The organism is Sphingobacterium gobiense (genome assembly GCF_002980575.1).
GTDB classification, from domain to species: Bacteria; Bacteroidota; Bacteroidia; order Sphingobacteriales; family Sphingobacteriaceae; genus Sphingobacterium; species Sphingobacterium gobiense.
Window position 1 is genome coordinate 887,172 of the sequence record NZ_PVBS01000001.1, and the last position, 19,928, is coordinate 907,099.

General features: G+C 41.0%; 17 protein-coding genes. 6 read left to right on the forward strand and 11 right to left on the reverse strand.

Annotated elements, in window-relative coordinates; genetic code table 11:
* Positions 1–5: 5 nt before the first annotated feature.
* Both C5749_RS04005 and coaA read left to right on the forward strand, forming a co-directional pair.
* A complete protein-coding gene (locus C5749_RS04005) occupies positions 6–374 on the forward strand; it encodes a methylglyoxal synthase (RefSeq protein WP_181151269.1) in 369 nt (122 codons plus the stop codon).
* A gap of 101 nt (positions 375–475) precedes the next feature.
* Positions 476–1,417 (forward strand): type I pantothenate kinase, encoded by a 942-nt coding sequence (coaA, locus tag C5749_RS04010; RefSeq protein WP_105723220.1) that lies wholly within the window; start codon positions 476–478, stop codon positions 1,415–1,417.
* A gap of 1 nt (position 1,418) precedes the next feature.
* On the opposite strand, the gene C5749_RS04015 is transcribed toward coaA, so the two are convergent.
* On the reverse strand, positions 1,419–2,348 hold the full coding sequence (locus tag C5749_RS04015; RefSeq protein ID WP_245893611.1) for a mechanosensitive ion channel family protein: 930 nt from the start codon (positions 2,346–2,348) through the stop codon (positions 1,419–1,421).
* Positions 2,349–2,649: 301 nt separating this feature from the next.
* Here C5749_RS04015 and C5749_RS04020 point away from each other — a divergent pair, with 301 nt between their 5' ends.
* A complete protein-coding gene (locus tag C5749_RS04020; protein WP_105723224.1) occupies positions 2,650–3,603 on the forward strand; it encodes an acetyl-CoA carboxylase carboxyltransferase subunit alpha in 954 nt (317 codons plus the stop codon).
* Positions 3,604–3,608: 5 nt separating this feature from the next.
* On the opposite strand, the gene C5749_RS04025 is transcribed toward C5749_RS04020, so the two are convergent.
* Positions 3,609–4,604 (reverse strand): polysaccharide deacetylase family protein, encoded by a 996-nt coding sequence (locus C5749_RS04025; protein ID WP_245893612.1) that lies wholly within the window; start codon positions 4,602–4,604, stop codon positions 3,609–3,611.
* Positions 4,605–4,756: 152 nt separating this feature from the next.
* On the opposite strand from C5749_RS04025, the gene ychF reads away from it, so the two are divergent.
* Complete coding sequence (gene ychF, locus C5749_RS04030) at positions 4,757–5,857, forward strand: redox-regulated ATPase YchF (protein ID WP_105723226.1); 1,101 nt, start codon at positions 4,757–4,759, stop codon at positions 5,855–5,857.
* 69 nt (positions 5,858–5,926) lie between these two features.
* Positions 5,927–6,808 (forward strand): DUF72 domain-containing protein, encoded by an 882-nt coding sequence (locus tag C5749_RS04035; RefSeq protein ID WP_105723228.1) that lies wholly within the window; start codon positions 5,927–5,929, stop codon positions 6,806–6,808.
* On the opposite strand, the gene C5749_RS04040 is transcribed toward C5749_RS04035, so the two are convergent.
* From C5749_RS04040 to C5749_RS04050, 3 genes are read right to left on the reverse strand one after another with little or no spacing between them, the layout of a single operon-like run.
* Positions 6,805–8,091: an MFS transporter gene (locus C5749_RS04040; protein WP_105723230.1), complete on the reverse strand. Its 1,287-nt coding sequence runs from the start codon at positions 8,089–8,091 to the stop codon at positions 6,805–6,807. The genes C5749_RS04035 and C5749_RS04040 overlap by 4 nt on opposite strands.
* A gap of 31 nt (positions 8,092–8,122) precedes the next feature.
* On the reverse strand, positions 8,123–9,103 hold the full coding sequence (locus tag C5749_RS04045) for a tetratricopeptide repeat protein (RefSeq protein WP_105723232.1): 981 nt from the start codon (positions 9,101–9,103) through the stop codon (positions 8,123–8,125).
* 15 nt (positions 9,104–9,118) lie between these two features.
* Positions 9,119–9,889 carry a C40 family peptidase gene (locus C5749_RS04050; protein WP_105723234.1) on the reverse strand — a complete coding sequence of 257 codons (771 nt, stop codon included), beginning with the start codon at positions 9,887–9,889 and terminating at the stop codon, positions 9,119–9,121.
* An 86-nt stretch (positions 9,890–9,975) separates the two neighbouring features.
* On the opposite strand from C5749_RS04050, the gene C5749_RS04055 reads away from it, so the two are divergent.
* Positions 9,976–10,443, forward strand: a complete 468-nt coding sequence (locus C5749_RS04055; protein ID WP_105723236.1) for a universal stress protein — start codon at positions 9,976–9,978, stop codon at positions 10,441–10,443.
* A 27-nt stretch (positions 10,444–10,470) separates the two neighbouring features.
* On the opposite strand, the gene C5749_RS04060 is transcribed toward C5749_RS04055, so the two are convergent.
* The 6 genes from C5749_RS04060 to C5749_RS04085 form a co-directional block, all read right to left on the reverse strand.
* Positions 10,471–11,646: an RsmB/NOP family class I SAM-dependent RNA methyltransferase gene (locus tag C5749_RS04060; RefSeq protein ID WP_105723238.1), complete on the reverse strand. Its 1,176-nt coding sequence runs from the start codon at positions 11,644–11,646 to the stop codon at positions 10,471–10,473.
* 1 nt (position 11,647) lies between these two features.
* Positions 11,648–12,931 (reverse strand): ABC transporter substrate-binding protein, encoded by a 1,284-nt coding sequence (locus C5749_RS04065; RefSeq protein WP_146113672.1) that lies wholly within the window; start codon positions 12,929–12,931, stop codon positions 11,648–11,650.
* Positions 12,888–14,438, reverse strand: a complete 1,551-nt coding sequence (guaA, locus tag C5749_RS04070; RefSeq protein WP_105723242.1) for a glutamine-hydrolyzing GMP synthase — start codon at positions 14,436–14,438, stop codon at positions 12,888–12,890. The genes C5749_RS04065 and guaA overlap by 44 nt, the downstream gene beginning before the upstream one ends.
* 53 nt (positions 14,439–14,491) lie before the next feature.
* The gene (locus C5749_RS04075; protein ID WP_245893613.1) at positions 14,492–15,001 is read right to left on the reverse strand and encodes a hypothetical protein; all 510 of its coding nucleotides are present in this window, start codon (positions 14,999–15,001) and stop codon (positions 14,492–14,494) included.
* Between the two features lie 137 nt (positions 15,002–15,138).
* Positions 15,139–16,575 (reverse strand): carbon starvation CstA family protein, encoded by a 1,437-nt coding sequence (locus tag C5749_RS04080; RefSeq protein WP_105723244.1) that lies wholly within the window; start codon positions 16,573–16,575, stop codon positions 15,139–15,141.
* 204 nt (positions 16,576–16,779) lie between these two features.
* Positions 16,780–19,920, reverse strand: coding sequence for an error-prone DNA polymerase (locus tag C5749_RS04085; RefSeq protein ID WP_105723246.1), 3,141 nt, complete (start codon positions 19,918–19,920; stop codon positions 16,780–16,782).
* Between the last annotated feature and the right edge of the window lie 8 nt (positions 19,921–19,928).

Consider the following 19,928-nt stretch of genomic DNA (forward strand, 5'->3'; position numbering starts at 1 on the left):
AACGCATGAAAAAAACAATTGCATTAATTGCACATGACGGAAAAAAAGCAGATATGGTAGGGTTCGTAAAAGACCATATTGAGTTTTTGAGAAATGCACATATCATTGCTACCGGCACGACTGGATCGTATATCGCACAAACCGGCCTGGAAGTAGAACTCAAACTAAGCGGTCCGAAAGGAGGTGATGCGCAGATAGCTGCACTAGCGGCCGAAGGCAAAGTTGACGGTATCATATTTTTCCGTGATCCGTTAGGTCAACATGTGCATGAGCCCGACATCCAAATGCTTATGCGGATATCCGATTTGTACAACGTTCCACTAGCTACCAATCCAGCGACAGGAAGTTTAATTATCGAGGGATTATTTTCGTAGAAGGGTCAAGCAATGCTATATCATATAAAGCGATTTAATATAATTAATCTATCTTTTTTTAGTTGAACATAGTATATTTGCCGACATCAAAATTTAATTACATGTCTTCAACTAACAACAGCGAGGTTGATACACCATTTCAACTATTTGACAGAACGGAATGGAAAAGTTTAAACGGTCACTTTTCTCATCATCTTACACCGGATGACATAGAAAAGCTAGGGGCGCTAAATGAACCGCTCACTGTTAAAGAAATTGAAGAAGTATATTTCCCCTTGGCCCATTTGTTAGGCATCTTGATTAAGCGCACAAACGATAAACACGCTGCCATTAGTAGTTTTCTGAAGAAGGGTACGAAAAGCCTGCCTTTTATTATCGGAATAGCGGGATCCGTTGCTGCAGGAAAAAGTACAACCGCGCGGGTCCTACAGAAAGTGCTTTCCATGCTTCCCGACAAACCTAAGGTTGAGCTCGTAACAACAGATGGATTTCTCTATCCAAACCGCATTTTAGCGGAACGAAATATACGCAAAGGTTTTCCAGAGAGTTATGATACCAAACTGTTACTGAGCTTTCTTGCGTCTATGAAATCTGGTGTTCCTCAGTTTGAAGTCCCTGTTTATTCTCATTTGGAATATGACATTATATCGCATGAGAACCAAAATATTGCACAACCGGATATTCTTATTGTCGAGGGTATTAATGTATTACAAGTAAATTCCTCCACAAAAAACAGTGTTTTCGTTTCGGATTATTTTGATTACGCTATCTATGTAGATGCAGAGGAAAAAGATCTTATAAACTGGTATATTAATAGATTCGAGTCCTTACGCGCAACATCTTTCCAAAATCCGGCGTCCTATTTTCATCGTTATGCCGACTTAGGTAAAGAAGAGAGTGTCGCCATGGCAACAAACATCTGGAATACCATTAACCGCCCAAATCTGCACGAGAATATTTTACCCACCCGTTATCGCGCTGATTTAATTCTCGAAAAAGGGTCGCACCACTTTGTAAAACGCATAAAAGTACGTAAAATATAACTTATAAATTACTATCATACGCCCGTTTAAACTTCAACACTTCCTTAAATACTTCGTTTTCTACCTGTTTATGCACTTTATTGCTACTGCTTTTTGCGTGCATTTCCATTTTATATTTGACAAAGTCTTTCCCGAGTTCAACAACTTTAAGCTGTAAATCGTCTTCACCAGTTAAATAGGGATGATTTGCCAAAACCGCTTGTATACTTTCTTCCAGCTTATCCGCATCTACTGATACCTGTAATGGCAGTTCAAATTTTACGAGGAAAAGCGTCGAACGATGAGCTGATAGATTGATTATAGGTGACGTAAAAACCATGTTGTTAGGTACCATGACCATATCATCGTCCTCATTTTGTATAACCAGACTCGAAAAATTAATATCTACAATACGCCCTTTATGTTCACCAACCGCTACTCTATCTCCAACGGAAAGTTGGTCGGAAAACATAATAAATAATCCAGATATCAAATTGGTGATATACTCTCGAAATGTAACTGCTATCGCCATCGCAACGATGGTCAAACTGGTAACGAAGTCTCGCGGATCGATGCCAAAAGCAATCATTAAACTAATGACCGCTACCGAAGTATTAAGTACAACCGTCAAACGATTTATACCCAAGACAAAATTACCCCGAACGATTCGCTTTTCATGCCGCTTTTTGTATATCATGATCATGATATACCGACCAATGGAAAATAATATGCTCGACGTCAAAAACAGGTTAAGCCCGGCTGACACATTATTTAACCAGGGGTATTGCTTATAAAAACCGTCCAAATACCAAAATGAAACGTATAATAAAATGCACAAAACCAGCTTAATTAAAAACGGAATGGGATTTGTATCCTTTCTTTCTTCTGTCATCATAATAAAACTTCCTAAATTAGGATTTTTCCACTGATATTGCAATATAATTGAATACACGAAGCCCCGTTTTTAACAGCAATACGTATACTAGCATTTTTTGTAGGATGCTACCGCGGGATCCCGTCGATTGAAATTGACATCCATATTTTCGCTATCTTTTCCGTGATCATTGGTTAAAATTATCCTTTTCCGCTTACCATTATCTTAATATTGATCATAATAAATTTAAATATCACAGAAAAACCTTGCGCTTTTAACATGAAAGTATAAATATTCACACTGGCTATTTTCGTTCTTTTTTCTCAAAAAGGACAAAATAAACTAACTTAGCAAGCTGAAATGCGCTAGATATATTATTATGCAAACAACATTTGATTTTGAGAAGCCTATTGCAGACTTGCAAACCCAAATAGAAAAGGTCCTGCAAGTGCAGGAAAAGACCAAGGTAGATATGAGTGCTACCGTTAATGAACTAGCGGAAAAACTCGAACAAGCCAAACAAGATATTTATGCAAACCTGACTGGTTGGCAAAAAGTTCAGATGTCTCGTCATCCGGATCGCCCGCAGACGTTCGATTACATCGAAATGATTTGCGACGAGTTTATCGAGCTTCATGGCGACCGCACCGTGCGAGATGATAAAGCTATTGTCGGAGGATTTGCTTCTATCGATGGACAACCCGTTATGGTGATTGGCCATCAAAAAGGAAAGAACACAAAAGAACGCCAATATCGCAATTTTGGTATGGCTAATCCAGAAGGATATCGAAAAGCGCTTCGATTGATGAAAATGGCGGAGAAGTTTAATAAACCGATCGTAACATTAATTGATACCATGGGCGCTTACCCTGGCCTGGAAGCAGAAGAACGCGGACAAGGAGAAGCTATCGCCCGCAACTTGTTAGAGATGTCTGTGCTCAAAGTACCTGTTATCTGTATCGTTATCGGCGAAGGTGCTTCGGGAGGTGCATTAGGAATTGGTGTGGGCGATCGCGTTTATATGATGCAAAACACATGGTATTCGGTTATCTCACCTGAATCCTGCTCTTCTATTCTCTATAGAAGTTGGGATCAAAAGGAAAAAGCGGCGGAATCCCTTAAACTAACAGCAGAAGACATGTTGAAAAACGGATTAATTGACGGAATCATCGGCGAGCCAATAGGTGGTGCGCATCAAGACCCGTCAGTTGCGGCAGAAAATCTAAAAGCAAGAATTTTAAACGATCTTAAGGAATTAACACGAAAAGATGCCGATAGCCTTGTTGCCGAACGTATCGACAAGTTTAGCAAAATGGGTGTTGTAGTAGAATAAAAAAATTAATATCTAAACGGATAGTCCCTTATAAATTCAAACTTATAATCGGTCGTCGTTTGGATAGTATCGATCAGTGAGGACAGCAATTGCTGTCCTTTTTTGCTCTGAAACATATCATCGTGCATTAATAATACAACGTTATTTGGCTCCATCGACGATTTATTGTCCATATAATTCCGGATGCGCGTATATATCTCGTTAACCGGTTGGACTGGTATCCCCGAAGCACCGTGAATTCTCCATTCCACATCCCAACCGTAAATTTTATACCCGTTCGTGTATAACATATCGGCCGTACTCGCTCCACTTTTTAGATCGATTCGCCTTACATCATCATAAATCCAGATATTGCGTCCAGGCAAACGCACTATTTTATGCGTCAGCTCCAGGTCCAATTCATTCTTTTCAAAATCTTCATACGCGCTTACTGGATTGCTATAGAACGTTGTAAATCTGTTGCCCGCATGTGTATAGCTATGGTTATAGCATTCCACCAAGGCATTATCCTTATATCGCTGAAAATCTCTTTTCAATCGCTTTGATATATTTGCATGTCTACCGACCAAAAAAACGTTGATTTTTATATTCTTTGCTTTCGCAATTGAATCAATTGCCGAACTTCCTATCAAAGGACCATCATCAAAGGTAAAATAAACATGTTTAGGAAGTTTGTTCAATTCCTGCCGTACAGAGTCCCTAACACGACGACGCTCCATTCTTACAAACCTATCTAGCGAGTCTTTACTGATAGGATTCAGCGTATCTACCGGAACCTGAATAGGATTCCGCCACCGTTCTGTTAAATATCCTTTTTGATTTTTCACGGTATCTTCTAATTTTAGATCAGATAAACCCACGATACTATCGACTTCTAATGTATCCGTATCCGGAAGCGAGCTTGCAGCACTTATGCTCATATTCCCTTGACAACCTACAAAAGACAAGGCTGCCATCATAACAGCTCCCAAATTGAAGATGGGTTTTATCGCTTTCCGCATGTATTATTTCAATTATTAAATTTGACTCAAACTTAAAAAATCTGTTTGACAAAACCTGAATTGTGTAGAAAGAACATGCAAAAATACCAGATTTTCGCTACATACAGTTGATTTTCGCTATCTTTGTGCGATTTAAAAAAAATGAAATTTTCATGGCTTTACAATGCGGTATAGTAGGTTTACCAAATGTGGGTAAATCAACGTTATTCAACTGTCTGTCCAATGCAAAAGCACAGGCGGCAAATTTTCCCTTTTGTACAATAGAACCCAATGTCGGTGTGATTACTGTACCCGATGATCGATTAAATAAATTAGCAGAAATTGTTAATCCACAGCGCGTCGTTCCTAATACAATTGAGATTGTAGATATTGCCGGCTTGGTAAAGGGCGCTTCCAAAGGTGAAGGATTAGGGAACCAGTTTTTGGGAAATATTCGCACAACGAATGCCATTATTCATGTTTTGCGTTGTTTCGATGATGGCAACGTAGTACACGTAGACGGCTCTGTAGACCCCATTCGCGATAAAGAAATCATCGACACCGAATTGCAACTAAAAGACTTGGATACCGTGATAAAACGTATCCAGAAAGTAGAGAAAATGGCAAAGACAGGCGGTGATAAAGATGCAAAAAGGACGTATGAAATCTTGTCGATTGTCAAAGAACATCTAGAAGCTGGTAAATCTGCCCGAACAGCTCCAATCCAACCCGAAGATTTTGAATTTATTAGTGACCTCGCTTTATTGACGGTAAAACCTGTTTTATACGTTTGCAACGTAGACGAAGCTTCCGTAACAACGGGAAATGCCTATGTAGACCGTGTAATAGAGGCTGTAAAGGATGAGAACGCTGAAGTACTCGTGATTTCAGCTCAAATTGAATCTGAAATTGCACAACTTGAATCATATGAAGAACGCAAAATGTTCTTAGACGATTTAGGATTGGATGAGTCCGGTGTATATAAATTGATCAGGGCAGCTTATTCGCTATTGGATCTCGCTACTTATTTTACCGCTGGAGTGCAAGAAGTACGTGCTTGGACAATCGAGAGAGGATTTACTGCACCACAGGCAGCAGGTGTTATCCACACCGACTTCGAGAAGGGCTTTATTCGCGCCGAAGTTATTAAATATGATGACTACATTCAATACGGTTCAGAGAACGCTATTAAAGAAGCGGGTAAGCTCAGTGTAGAAGGAAAGACCTATATCGTTGAAGATGGCGATATTATGCATTTTAGGTTTAATGTGTAATGACACATATCTAATTATAAAACGAACGCCCGGCTTTTGTTGGGCGTTTTATTTTTTTTATCTTCGAGTATGAAATTTGGACAAGTAAATAATCCGGAAGAAATTGATTTTTCGCTTCCTCCTACTCCATCGGAGACAATTCAGTTACTGGAGGCACACCAACAAAAGAAACCGCTAGAAGTTGCTGTAGGTTGTGCAAAATGGAATAAAGCAGATTTAAAAGGTTTCTACCCTCGAGGTACTAAAGATGAATTGATTTACTATTCCAGACAGTTTAATTCGATCGAATTAAATGCGACATTTTACAATTCTCCTTCTAAAGAACAGGTAAAAACCTGGAAAGACAAAACACCTGATGGTTTTAAGTTCTTCCCTAAAATCCCTCAATCGGTTAGCCATTATTCCAGACTCCTAAACAGCGATGAAAAGGTAAAGGATTTTGTAGATGCCACCGTGTTATTTGAAGAGAAACTGGGTATGGCATTCCTGCAGATGCACGATAATTACAAACCAAAGGATTTTGACAGATTGGAAAAATTCTTGCTTAGTTTTCCAAAAGGCTATCCACTAGCTGTAGAAGTCCGTAATGAGGAGTGGTTTTCAGACAGTAAAATTAGTGCGCGTTTATACGAATTATTCGAAGAAACACACACCGCTAACGTACTTGTTGACACCGCTGGGCGCCGTGATATGATGCATATGCGACTAACCACCCCCACAGCTTTTATACGCTATGTAGGCGCCAACCATCCGTCGGACTACGATCGGTTGGTCGAATGGGTAAAGGTTATCAAGGAATGGAAAGAAGCAGGTTTACAGCAATTGTTTTTCTTTATCCATCAAAACATAGAGTTGGAGTCGCCCTTACTAGCAGCACATTTCATTGAACATCTTAATAAAGAAATAGGCTCAGACCTCCGTATACCGAACAAAGGAAACACGTTGTTTTAAGCCTGTCCGTGATTGGAGGCTCCGATTTGCTCGTTTAGAACGGACGAGGGCATATTTCTCAATTTCGCCTTAACAAGCTTGTCTACACTATACATCAGCAATATGGAAACCACTGATATCGCAACAACGGTATAACCGACAATATCGTAATGCTCCAACGGGCTGATCTTATTTTGCTGAAAAACGATAAGCCCAGCGACTGTTGCAGCGATTCCTCCGGCGATCTGCTGTAATGATGCATTGATACTCATAAATGCCCCTCGGTCATGCATATCCGGAACAGCAGAGATAAGTGCAGACGAGGGCACCATCCTACTCATAATTCCTATCATCATACAAATATTAATAATCAATACCAAGGTAAAGGGAGTTGTGGCGAGATTGGTATAAATCACACAGATCACCATCAACCAAATCGTCGCTCCTGTGAACAGCTTATATTTATTCACGCGATCACTCATCTTCCCTACAAATGGCATAACAACAAGTGAGCTTACACCCGAAGCCATAAACAAAAAGGGTAACTGTTCATTACTTATTCCCAGATTATTTACAGCAAATATAGTTCCGTAAGGCATCATCATAAAACCACCTACCGATAACATTGCAGTCGTTAAAAAGCCAACGTGATAAGGTTTCTTTTTTAACGTTTGCACTAAATGGCTAATAGCCTTTTTCTGTACTTCCATCCCTAAATGGGCATCTACCGGCTTTAGCCGCACAGCGATAATAATCGCTATGAGTACTGCCAGTCCTGCTATAAACAAAAAGGGAGCTTCCCACCCCATTCTATTCGCTATATAAAGTCCGATCGGAATACCTAACACCTGACTTGCGCCAAATCCCATCTGAACAAAGCCCATAACCCGTCCTCTTTTTTCCAAAGCAAACAGATCTGTGATAATGGCCATGGAAATAGAACCGATAACACCTCCAAACAAGCCTGTTATAATTCTTGCGGCTACTAGTGTATAAAATGTGTTAGCAATTCCGCAAAAAATGGTACCGATAATAAAGCCGGTATAAAAAAACAATAACAGTTTCTTCCGATCATATTTGTCGGCAAAACCAGCCGTTAAAAGCCCAGAAGCACCGGCGCTGAAAGCATAGGCAGATACTACGATACCGAAAGATGAGGCGTGCATGTCCATAGATTTGATGAGTAAGTCACCTAAAGGCGACATGACCATAAAATCTAGAATAACTGTAAACTGACTGATGGCTAAGATGAAAATCACAAATTTTTCGTATCCTGTGAAAGGTACATGTATTTTTTTCTGCATAAATTTATGGAATCGTACAATTTATAATATGTTAGTCTTCCTTTTCCAGTTCTTCAAACATCTGGCGGTCTTGGGCAGCGCCTGCTATATCACCGAGACGGTCTTTCATATCGGCACGGTAAGCATATAAATCAGAATAATAGGGATTTAGTGCTATTGCCTTAGAGTAATCGTGAAGTGCGGCTTTCCAGTTTCCCATTTTTTCAAACAGGTCTGCACGGAGGGCATGAACATAAAAATCTTCAGGAAGCAAACTTACCAATTTATTAAAATCGACCAAAGCCTCATCGTATAACTTTAAATCAACAAAAAATCCACCGCGTTCTTCGTAAACTATGCTGGCATCAGGCTGGATTTCCACAGATGTATCAAAATCGGCTTTAGCTTTTTCATGTTCTCGAATACCTTTGAGTAGCTTAGCCCGCAATAGATATGCTTGAGCATATGCTGGATCCAAGCTTATTGCTTGGTTTAAATCAGATAAAGCTTTGTCATATCGTAATAACCATATATATAACGCGCCGCGAGACACGAGGAGTTCTACACTGTTCGGGTAATTTTCTCGGCCATATGCATATATCTTTAGTGCACGCTCATAGTCAAATTGCTGTGTAATTTCCAGCGCACCAGCCAATATTTGTTGCAACTCGATACTGCTGCCTAGGAATATTGCTTCTATTGGTCTATTTTCTACCCATTCTAAAAAGGCTTGATAATTAAAATCTAGACTTTTGGCTACTTGCGAATCGTAAAAAGCTCCCTCTTCATCACCTAAAGCCATATTTAGGAGCGATCGACAAGCATAAAAGAAGGGTTGATCAGAAAACTGTTGTATTCCCGCTGTGTACTGCTCTCGTGCTTCCTCCAGTTGCCCGTTTCGATAGGCGGTGAAAGCTTCCCTAGCCAGCGCTAATGCCGGATCGTCGGTCATCGTTTCAGCAGGTTTTAAAAAGCTCAAGGGAAAAAGTTGGGCACTGGCCAGAAGAAAGTATCTGTTGTTTGTTAAAGACATGATCAAAAATAGTAATTACCAATATCTTTTCACAATCCGTAGCCTATGCGTATAGCGGTTTTGTTCTTTATTAAATATACCCTCCAAATCCATTTTGTCTATACGTACATTTGCGGAAGCGTGAAAGATTGTTTCTGCATCAATCATGATGCCGACGTGCATGATACGTCCTTCCTCATTATCAAAAAAAGCGAGATCCCCCGGTTTTACCTCAGAAAGAAAATTGACTACTTCGCCTCTTTCGGCTTGTTGGTAAGCGTCACGTGGCAGCTGTATTCCAAAATAGGTATATATGATTTGACTCAGACCCGAACAGTCGATACCAGAACAGGTACGTCCCCCCCATAGGTACGGTATGTTAAGATAGTACAACATCAATTCAGGAAACCATACGTGAAAATCCGACGTGGTCGGCTTCCGGAAAACGCCTTCAATATCATACGAAAAACCATCTAAAGATGAGTTAATAAGCTGCATAGGAATTTTCGTGCCAGGTTTTATTTGCACTTTCCTGTCACCTAAGGATGCTGTACCGCCGGACAAACTCACAACCACATACTTACTTGCCGATACCTCCATAAAGTGTTCTTCCGATAATGCCACAAATTGTCCTTGTTGCAGCCAGCCTTCATAACCCGTATCAATCATACGAATATAAGCCCATTCCGTTTCATCCTGAAGTATTTCAAATTGCTCTGCAAAAAGCACTTGGCTCACCATTTCACTTCGGTGTGAGTTTGTAGCTCGTAACGGGATTACGGATAAGTTGCAAATACCTTTCTTCATCTATCTATTTTATAAAATAAAAACAAATACCCCGACAATACTGTTTTATACATACGAATATATCACTTTTTATACAGCTACAAAAGATGAGCAGTCACAGATTCAATCGCATACTTTTAGCCGTAGACGACACACCGTGTACCATGAAGGCTATTGATTACGCAAAAGATTTAGTTCGGGAGTTTCATTCGTCCATTGCGTTGGTCACGGTTGTTCCTCCGACCTCACCCGCCAACTACGGAGCGGATCCATTATTAGGTCAACAACCAATAGTCGTACCGGAAGTTTCCGAAATACAACAGGAATCCGCTCAGCGATATTTGGAAAGTATCGGATCTGATTTTGACGGGGCGCAGGAAGTATTTTTATTCAACCAAGTAGGCAATGTTCGAGACGAAATTTTAAATACGGCAGCTGAATGGACGGCAGATCTTATTATTATGGGATCTAACGGACGTACGGGTTTTGAACATTTTATCTCGGGCAGTGTATCCGAGTCCGTCATACGGAAAGCAAGTTGCCCGGTATTAGTTATTCCCGGTAAATCAGATTAAAGCCGAAAGCATTTACACTTCTATATATTAGATTTTTCGTAATCGGGCAGCAAACATGCTGTCCGATTTTCTATTATACCCTTTAATAATACCACCGTCTTCCATTACTAATCCATGTTCCTCTTCCAGATAATGGACAAGCTGTTCATTTTCTGCTTCAAATACGGAACAGGTGATGTAGATTAATGCTCCTTGTGGTTTAAGGTAACGAACGACAGTGTCAACGATTTGATGTTGAAGGGTAACAAAGGTTTGAATGCGTTCTTCGCCAAACTGACTAAGCATCTCGGGCGTACGCCCCCAAGTTCCCGAACCAGAGCATGGCGCGTCAACCAATATGCCGTCAAAAACCTCTCCGTCCATCAAGTGACCGATATCCTGCGTTAAATCCAGTATTTTTTTCCTATAGGTTGTTTTTACATTAGCTTTATCAAAACGTTCGTCCAAATTGCGGAGTATGCTTAGTCGTATATCGGAAACCAATAAATCAATATGTGGCCAACGATTTACTAACAACAGTGATTTTCCACCCGAACCCGCACATGCGTCCCACCATTTTTCTCCCTGTTTTAAAGAAGGAATTTCGAGACTTTGTTGAGAAGATAAATCCTGCACTTCATATAATCCTTCTATTTTCCTTATATGCTGCAGGTTACTCCCACTTGGCAAACGATAAGCATTTCCAAAAACTTGCTCAAAAGAAATTCCATGTTCTGCAAGTTCCCGTTCTACGGTTCCCTTATAATGCTGTGACACCCGAATAAATAAATCGGGCTGTACCAAATGGCTTAACGAAAATTGCTCTTTTTCAATAGCTGGTGACAAATAGGAAGTAAAAGGGAAAAATCGATTTTTCACATCATAGCCCTGCGTATTCAAAAAATGCAACTTTTCCGTTAAAGGCGCAGCCATACAAGACGCCCACTCTGGCTGATAAAGTGTTACCACGGGGCTTTGCGTTTCACACAAAAATTCAGCAACTACAAGACGGTCAACCGTAGGTAAATCTATCACAGAACGTCCTAATCGGAAAAAATTATAGCATAAACGAGAAGTCATCCGTCTATCGGATGCTCCCATTTGTTTATTCGCTTTGAAAAATCGTGTGATAAACCGAGCAAAGGGTTCCTTATTATCATAAGCCTCTATTGCTCGCTGAAAATTCCGTAACTGTTGCTCAACGCGGCGCGGGTTAATCACCATACTAATTTAACTGAAACGATGAGCCTTGATAGCTTTTAAACGAGACAGCTTTATTTACAAACCCCCAACTTTCGTTATAATCAAACATATAAGCGCTGAATAAGCCCTCAAATTTTTCTTTGGTTATATGCTCGGGGTAATTATCACCATATTTTGCAAGTAGATTTCCAAAATATCGAGCGGCATCATATCCTTTATAAGAATGATCTGAAGGACTAACGCCATATAAAGAATAGTAATTTTCTTTAAATTCCTTGGCTTCTCGTGTCCATGTTTTTAGATGGCTTTCCGCCGTAATAATCGGCCGAAAGTCACCAAATCGTTCGTATATACTGAAATCGATACGCTCCCATAACGGATGACCATACACACGAAACACATAATATTCCTGCGAAGATTTTGCTTCTAGATTACTTACGAAAGATCGCAGCTGAAACCTATCAGTTGTACCTGCTACTATTAAGTTCGTACCTGTCAGACTAATTTCTTCATTTAATTGAGGAACAGACGATACGGAACGAACTTGAGCGGACGAATTTACTTTCCTCAACTCCGACAAGAAGCCGTTTAGAAACTGTCGTCCGTCATTGTCTGATGTATTATAAATGATAACCACATCGCCCGTTTTGTAATCCCGTGCCACACGCTCTGCCATAGCTTTCGTATGAACATCAATCGATGGTGTTAACGATACTAAATTCGGTAAATTGAATTCGCGAGCTCTTGTTGCTGCCAGCGGATTTACCTGCAAAACATTCTTGTTTGATAGATGTGTACCAAATGAAGTTATTTCTTTCGGGAATACAGGTCCAACAATCAAGGCAGCATTTGATATTTCCTCCGATTTTGCAACATATTGATTACGTACCTCGCTATCTCGCGAGTCAACCACATTGAGCGAAAACGAGCGGCCTTCTTGCGCAAGCTCGTCCAATCCCAATTGAAAACCTTGATAAAAGTCAAGTGCGATTGCAGAACGATTAACATCTTCTTTTAATAATGTACGAGGGGAAATCTTATCAAGTTGAAAAGGTAGAATCAATGCTACACTGTTTCTGGCCGCTTCTGCTCTACGAGCATCTTCAACCGTTTTCTCTTTGTCGACCCCTTCCGGTTTTTCCTCTTTTGGAATAGTACCACCTACATTTCCTCCACGGTGGTCAGGCGACTTTAGCACACGAGTCTTGGGCGAACAGGCTCCTAGAAATAGGAGCAGCACCAATGCCCATGCAAATAATCGCTTATTCCCATTCAATTGTTGCTGGCGGTTTTGAACTAATATCATAGACAACTCTGTTGATTCCTTTAACATGATTAATAATTTCGTTTGAAATTTTTGCTAACAAATCGTATGGCAAATGAATCCAATCGGCCGTCATACCATCTAATGAGCCTACCGCACGTAGGGCTACGACGTGTTCGTACGTACGCTCATCGCCCATGACCCCTACAGATTGGACAGGTAGAAAAATGGTTCCTGCCTGCCATACTTTATCATACCATCCTGCTTCTTTTAAGTTACGGATATAGATGTCATCAGCTTCCTGCAAAATCCGTACCTTTTCTTCCGTAATATCACCCAGTACCCGAATAGCAAGCCCAGGCCCGGGAAAAGGATGACGACCTAAGATATTGACATCTACCTCGAGTGTTTTCCCTACACGACGTACTTCGTCCTTAAACAAGGCTTTCAATGGCTCTACTACTTTCAGTTTCATAAAATCGGGCAAACCGCCAACATTATGATGGGACTTGATGGTTGCTGACGGGCCTTTCACAGAAATCGATTCAATAACATCCGGATAGATCGTACCTTGACCTAACCATTTTGCTTCAACCCCTTCCGGCAATTCATGTTGAATATCTTTAGAAGCCTGATCAAACACGTCAATAAAAGATGCACCAATTATTTTTCGTTTTTGTTCAGGCTCTGAAACACCTGTCAACCGACCGAAAAACAATTCCTTCGCATTAATCCCTTTGATGTTCAGCCCCATATTTTTATACGAGTCCAATACTTGTTCGTATTCGTTCTTACGAAGTAAACCATGGTCCACAAAAATACAGTGTAGGTTTTTCCCGATAGCTTGGTGTAATAATACCGCTGCCACAGTCGAATCTACGCCACCAGACAATGCCATGATCACATGATCGTCACCTAATTGCGCTTTCAATTCGGCTACCGTCGTTTCCACAAAAGTATCGGGTGTCCAGTCCTGCGAACAGCCACATATATCAACAACAAAATTCTTTAACAAAACTTGCCCATCGGTGCTGTGCGTCACCTCTGGGTGAAATTGGATACCATATGTACGTGTGCCTTCTATCTCGTATGCAGCCACGCGTACTTTGTCCGTACTAGCAATAATTTTGAAATTGGAAGGTATCTCCCTAATAGTGTCTCCATGCGACATCCACACCTGTGATTGCACCGGTACACCTTTCAACAAAGTACTTTCTTGATCCACAAATTGTAAATTCGCGCGACCGTACTCTCGGATTTCGGACGGTAACACCTCTCCTCCCGATTGCTGTGCTAAATACTGTGCACCATAGCAAACCGCTAATAGCGGAAAGCGATTTTGAATGCCAGTATAATCGACTTGAGGTGCGTCCTCTTGCCTCACGGAATAAGGACTGCCTGAAAAGATAACTCCCTTCACCTCATCGTCGAATGCGGGTAAGTTGTTATAAGGATGAATTTCGCAATAAACGTTAAGCTCACGAACACGACGTGCAATTAGCTGTGTATATTGCGAGCCAAAATCAAGAATGATAATTTTTTCGGACATGGCGCAAAGTTACATATTCGCCTTGTATTTTTAACGATTTTAATTGATTTCCTTTAGCGGCCTAATAAGGTCAGTTCATTATCAGAATACATCTTTGCGCCTTTTAGGTAGGTATAGATAAGTTGTTTAGTTTCTTTATCTTTTAACTTATACAAATTATTGACCAGAAAACCCTTATCTTCCTCTATATTATCTTTATACCCCAAATACGAAGGAATATAATATTGAATACATAAACGAATATAACGTAACTCGATATTGTTTGGGTTTTCGGCTATTTCCTCTTCTAACATTTTTTTTCCATTTCTAAGATAACCCATTTTTTTTAGTGGATTCCCAGCATGTTTCGCCATAAACATATGGTAAGCTGCCTCGTAACCTCGTCCGACCGGACAGTTCGCATATTCTTCCAGCGCCTCGAGATGCTTTTTACAAGTTTCTTCTTCTTTATGCCCTACTTTGAAATCCTTTCTGATTTCAGCTAGCGAAAGCCCCTGTCCAAATAACACTGTTGTTGTCACGAACAACTGAAACAGTACGATATAAAAGCGTCTTCTCATCATAAGCCCTATACGTTGGTTATACAGTATATGTTTACAAAAAACAAGCCAATTTCCCTTCAATTGGCTTAACAAGTTACTATTTAAAAAGGTAAGGCGCAAGAGATGAAGTGATTTATATGTACCCTGCACGTAAAAGGCTAGGAATCGGGGCTTCGTCTTTGCAAACGATATCTGAAAAACAAAACCAACAATAGGATGGCTACACCTATAGCTACCCCGTACCCAATCGGGTGCGGAAGGAACAAACCCTCTGGAGCAATTAGAATATAAGAAACAACAACCATTGTCATAAAAGTTGCCGGAAGTAACGCAAGCCAATAAAGTTTACCTTGTTGGCATAAATATACAGCAATCGTCCATAAAACAAAGGCAGCTAGCGTCTGGTTAGTCCAGGCAAAATAGCGCCAAATAACAGCAAAATCGGTGTGGCTGATCAAAAGTGCTAAAGCAAAAAGTATTCCTGACAACAGCAATCGCTTCATCATTGATTTTTGGCTTATTTTAAAAACATCCGAAATTAGCAGACGCGCACTCCTAAATGCCGTATCACCAGAGGTTATGGGCGCAACGACGACTCCTATCAACGCTAGGACTCCACCTATCGGACCTAACAATTCATTGCATACTTTATTCACAACGACGGCGGCATTTCCGCCGTTCTCGCTCATAAAAACATTTAATTCCCCAACACCTCCAAAAAAACTCATACTAGCGGCAGCCCATATTAATGCAACAACACCTTCTGTAGCCATTGTACCAAAAAAAACGGGCTTTCCCTCCTTTTCACTTTTTAAACACCGGGCAATAATCGGCGATTGCGTGGCGTGAAAACCGGAAACCGCACCACAGGCGATCGTGATAAATAACATCGGAAATATTGGATAGTCTGTACCTCCCGAATGAAAATTCTTGATCGTGGATAATTGCAGCTCCATGATAGGGAGATCGTAATAAAACAGTGCACAAAAAATTGCCGCTGACATGAATAAGAAGATAATTCCAAAAACTGGATAAAGCTTCCCGATAATTTTGTCTACAGGCAATACGGTAGACATCAAATAATAAAATAGTATACAGCCCGATATTATTCCAACGGTAAAAAACTCATGGTCTACTATCTCTGCTATAATATGGGCGGGTCCTATAAAAAAAACCACCCCTACCATAATCAAAAGCACAAAGGTCAATATCCTCAAAACCAGGCGCACGGGTGTTCCCAGATAAGTACCGGCTATTTCGGTAAAACTCTTTCCTGCGTTTCGTATACACAACATCCCTGAAAAATAATCATGAACGCCCCCAGCAATCAAGCAACCCAACACAATCCAGAGAAAGGCAACAGGCCCCCACATAGCGCCTGCCACCGCGCCAAAAATAGGCCCCAGACCAGCAATGTTTAAAAATTGTATCAAAAATGATTTCCATCGCGGCAACGCCACAAAGTCTACTCCGTCAGCCCTGCTAAATGCCGGTGTAGGCCGATCTGGATCTATTTCAAAAATCCGCTCGCATACCTTCCCGTAAATAAAATAACCCGCGATAAGAACCGCAATAGAAACCAGTAGTGTGATCATAATTTAAACGCGTATGAAATCCAGGCGTAAGCTACTGTTTTTAATCGATAAATTACAATCCTAATATCTGTTTTTGGTCCAGAAGTTCATTCCTTAACTTATCGTAATCAATGCCTTGAACTGTTTTTTGTGCCAGAAAAGACGATACGTCAACAAGTATGTTCTATTCGTGTTGTTGAAGAAAAGACCATTGTAGCAAAGTTATTATTTAAAATTCCGCCCCTTATAAAAAACATCCTCAACAGTTCCTTCCGAGTTACTTTCGAGTTCCAACAGCCAACTATTTAGGTTGAAACATTGTTGTACTACAACATGAATAACCCGTTCTTCTATTTGTACCTTGCCCGTCACCATTAAAAGTTTAGCTTGTAATATCTCCCGACGGTATTTTTCAAATATCTTCTCCCATAGGACCAAATTGGCAAAACCTGTCTCGTCTTCAATCGTTACAAACAATACACCTTTAGCCGTACCCGGCCGTTGCCGTACGGTAATGAGGCCACATACTTTAACCGGCATTCCATTTTTGACAAGTGATAATTTATCGGTAGACTGTACATGCAACAAGTCCAATTTCTTTCTTAAAAAGGATACCGGATGCGCCTTGATAGATAGCCCTGTTGTCGCGTAATCCTGTACAACATGCTCACTTTCGGTCATAAATGGTAAACAAATCTGCTTTTCTTGCGGGCTTGCTGCGTCCTGCCCTTTAAACAGCGCAATTTGCCTGTCCTTTACCGCTGCAACTTCCCACAATGCTTGTCGTCGATCCAAACCGATAGACCGGAACGCATCGGCATCTGCAAGCCTTTCTAACGTAAACATAGACAGTATATCCGCCAATTCATCTACCCGCGTATAATGCTTATGACGACACTGCATTAATTTCTCGATATTTTCTTCTTTTAATCCTTTAACCTGCCGAAAACCTAGCCGTAGTTTATGTGGTTTCACCTCAAACTCTCCATCCAAGGTATTATCCCAAAAAGAATGGTTTATATCTACAGACAACACTTCTACACCGTGCTTCCGTGCATCGATGATAATTTGGGCTGGCTGGTAAAAACCCATTGGTTGGCTGTTTAACAAAGCAGCAGCAAATACATCAGGATAATAACATTTGATCCAACTGGATACGTATACAAGCAGGGCGAAAGAAGCTGCATGACTTTCGGGGAAACCATAACTACCGAAACCTTCCAATTGCCGAAACACACGATGGGCAAATTCTTCGTCGTAGCCTTTTGCCACCATCCCATTCACCATTTTATCACGAAAATGACTAACTTCTCCTTTCGATTTAAAAGTTGCCATACTACGCCGCAGCGCGTCGGCTTCAGCAGGTGTAAAACCAGCAGCTACAATCGCAATTTCCATCGCTTGTTCTTGAAATAAAGGAACGCCTAATGTTCGCTTTAAAATATCTTTAATTTCTGGTGACGGATAATCTATTGCTTCTTCCTCATTCCGTCTTCGCAGATAAGGATGTACCATATCGCCCTGTATAGGACCCGGACGGACAATGGCTACCTCAATGACCAGATCATAAAATTTTTTCGGTTTCAAACGGGGGAGCATGGACATCTGTGCACGACTTTCGATCTGAAAAACACCTAAAGTATCTGCTAAGCTGATCATAGCATATACCTCGGGATCATCGGTTTTCATGCTCGTTAGCTCGAGCTCCCAACCATAATGCTTTTTAATCAAGTCAAACCCCTTGCGAATACAGGTCAGCATGCCCAGTCCCAATACATCTACTTTTAGAAATCCCAATGCTTCCAAATCATCTTTGTTCCATTCCAAATTGGTGCGATCCTCCATACGAGCCGGAATAATAGGACATAGCTCATGAATTTTGCCTTGTGTAATGACAAAACCACCAGTATGTTGGCCCAGCTGACGTGGAAATCCAATCAGTTGCTCCGTCAATTCCAATATTTTGCGGAAGTGCGGATCTTCAACATGAAAACCATGCTCTTCAAATCGGGCAGGCTCCAGAGCATTATCCCAGTGCGAACCAATCGTCCGAGATAACCGGCTGAGCGCATCCATGGATAAGCCCATAGCCTTTCCAACATCCCGTAAAGCCCCTTTCGCACGTTCTTGGGTCACGGTTGCAACAATAGCTGCTCTATCCCGACCGTATTTCTCATAGATATACTGGATGACTTCCTCTCGCCGTTCATGTTCAAAATCGACATCAATATCGGGCGGTTCATCTCGTGCATCCGACATGAATCGGGCAAACAACAGCTTGATGTCAGTAGGATTAACCGATGTGATTTCCAGACAGTAACATACAATAGAATTTGCCGCCGAACCACGTCCCTGACATAAGATACCACGTTCACGGGCAAAACGCACATAATCATATACAGTCAAGAAATAGGAAGCATAACTTTTTCTTCGGATGAAGTCTAGCTCCATCTGTATGGTTGGTGTATGCTTCTCTAATTCCCCTTCATTAAAAAGTTTTTTTGCTCCCTGCCATACCCATAATTCTAATTCTTCCTGTGGTGTACGCCCCTCCTGCGTAAGTTCTTCTGGATAGACATATTCCAGCTCATCTAATGAAAAACGACACGCATCAGCTATTCGGATGGTATGCTCCAATGCCTCCGGATAGGACGCAAACAACCGCTCCATCTCTTCCTGTGGTTTCAGATAGCGTTCAGCATTTGGATGCAAACGAAATCCTGCCGTATAAATCGTACATTTCTCCCGAACACAAGTCAGGATATCCTGTAAAGCACGACGCTCTGGGATGTGGTAATGTACATCGCCTAATGCAACCACAGGGATATGAAGTTGTTCCGCTAAATCATAAAGACGAAACAACCGTTTAGTATCATCCCCTTGGTAGATGCGGGATAACCCTAAATAAACTTGTCCATCCAAATGTGCGGCATATGCTGTAGCATTTTCTATAAAAATGGCATCCAACTCAAAACCTGCCGAAAGTGTGGCCGGCGGCACTACCACAAATATGATGTCTTGTTTATAAGCATATACATCTTTTTTGTAAAGATGACATTTTCCCTTTTCTGCCCGCAAATTTCCAGTACTGAGCAAACTGCACAATTGACTGTAACCTTTCTTATTTTTCGGATACGCCAATAAGCTGTAGCCATCCAATAAATCCAAGCGGCAGCCTAGAATAAAACGTATCCGATGTTTCCGTGCGGCCACATGCGCACGCACGACACCTGCCAAGCTGTTTCTGTCTGCAATGCCTATAGCTTCATAACCTAAAGATGCAGCTTGTTCCACGAGCTCTTCTGGATGCGAAGCACCCCGAAGAAAACTAAAATTACTGGTTACCTGTAGCTCGATATATCCCATTTCTCCTC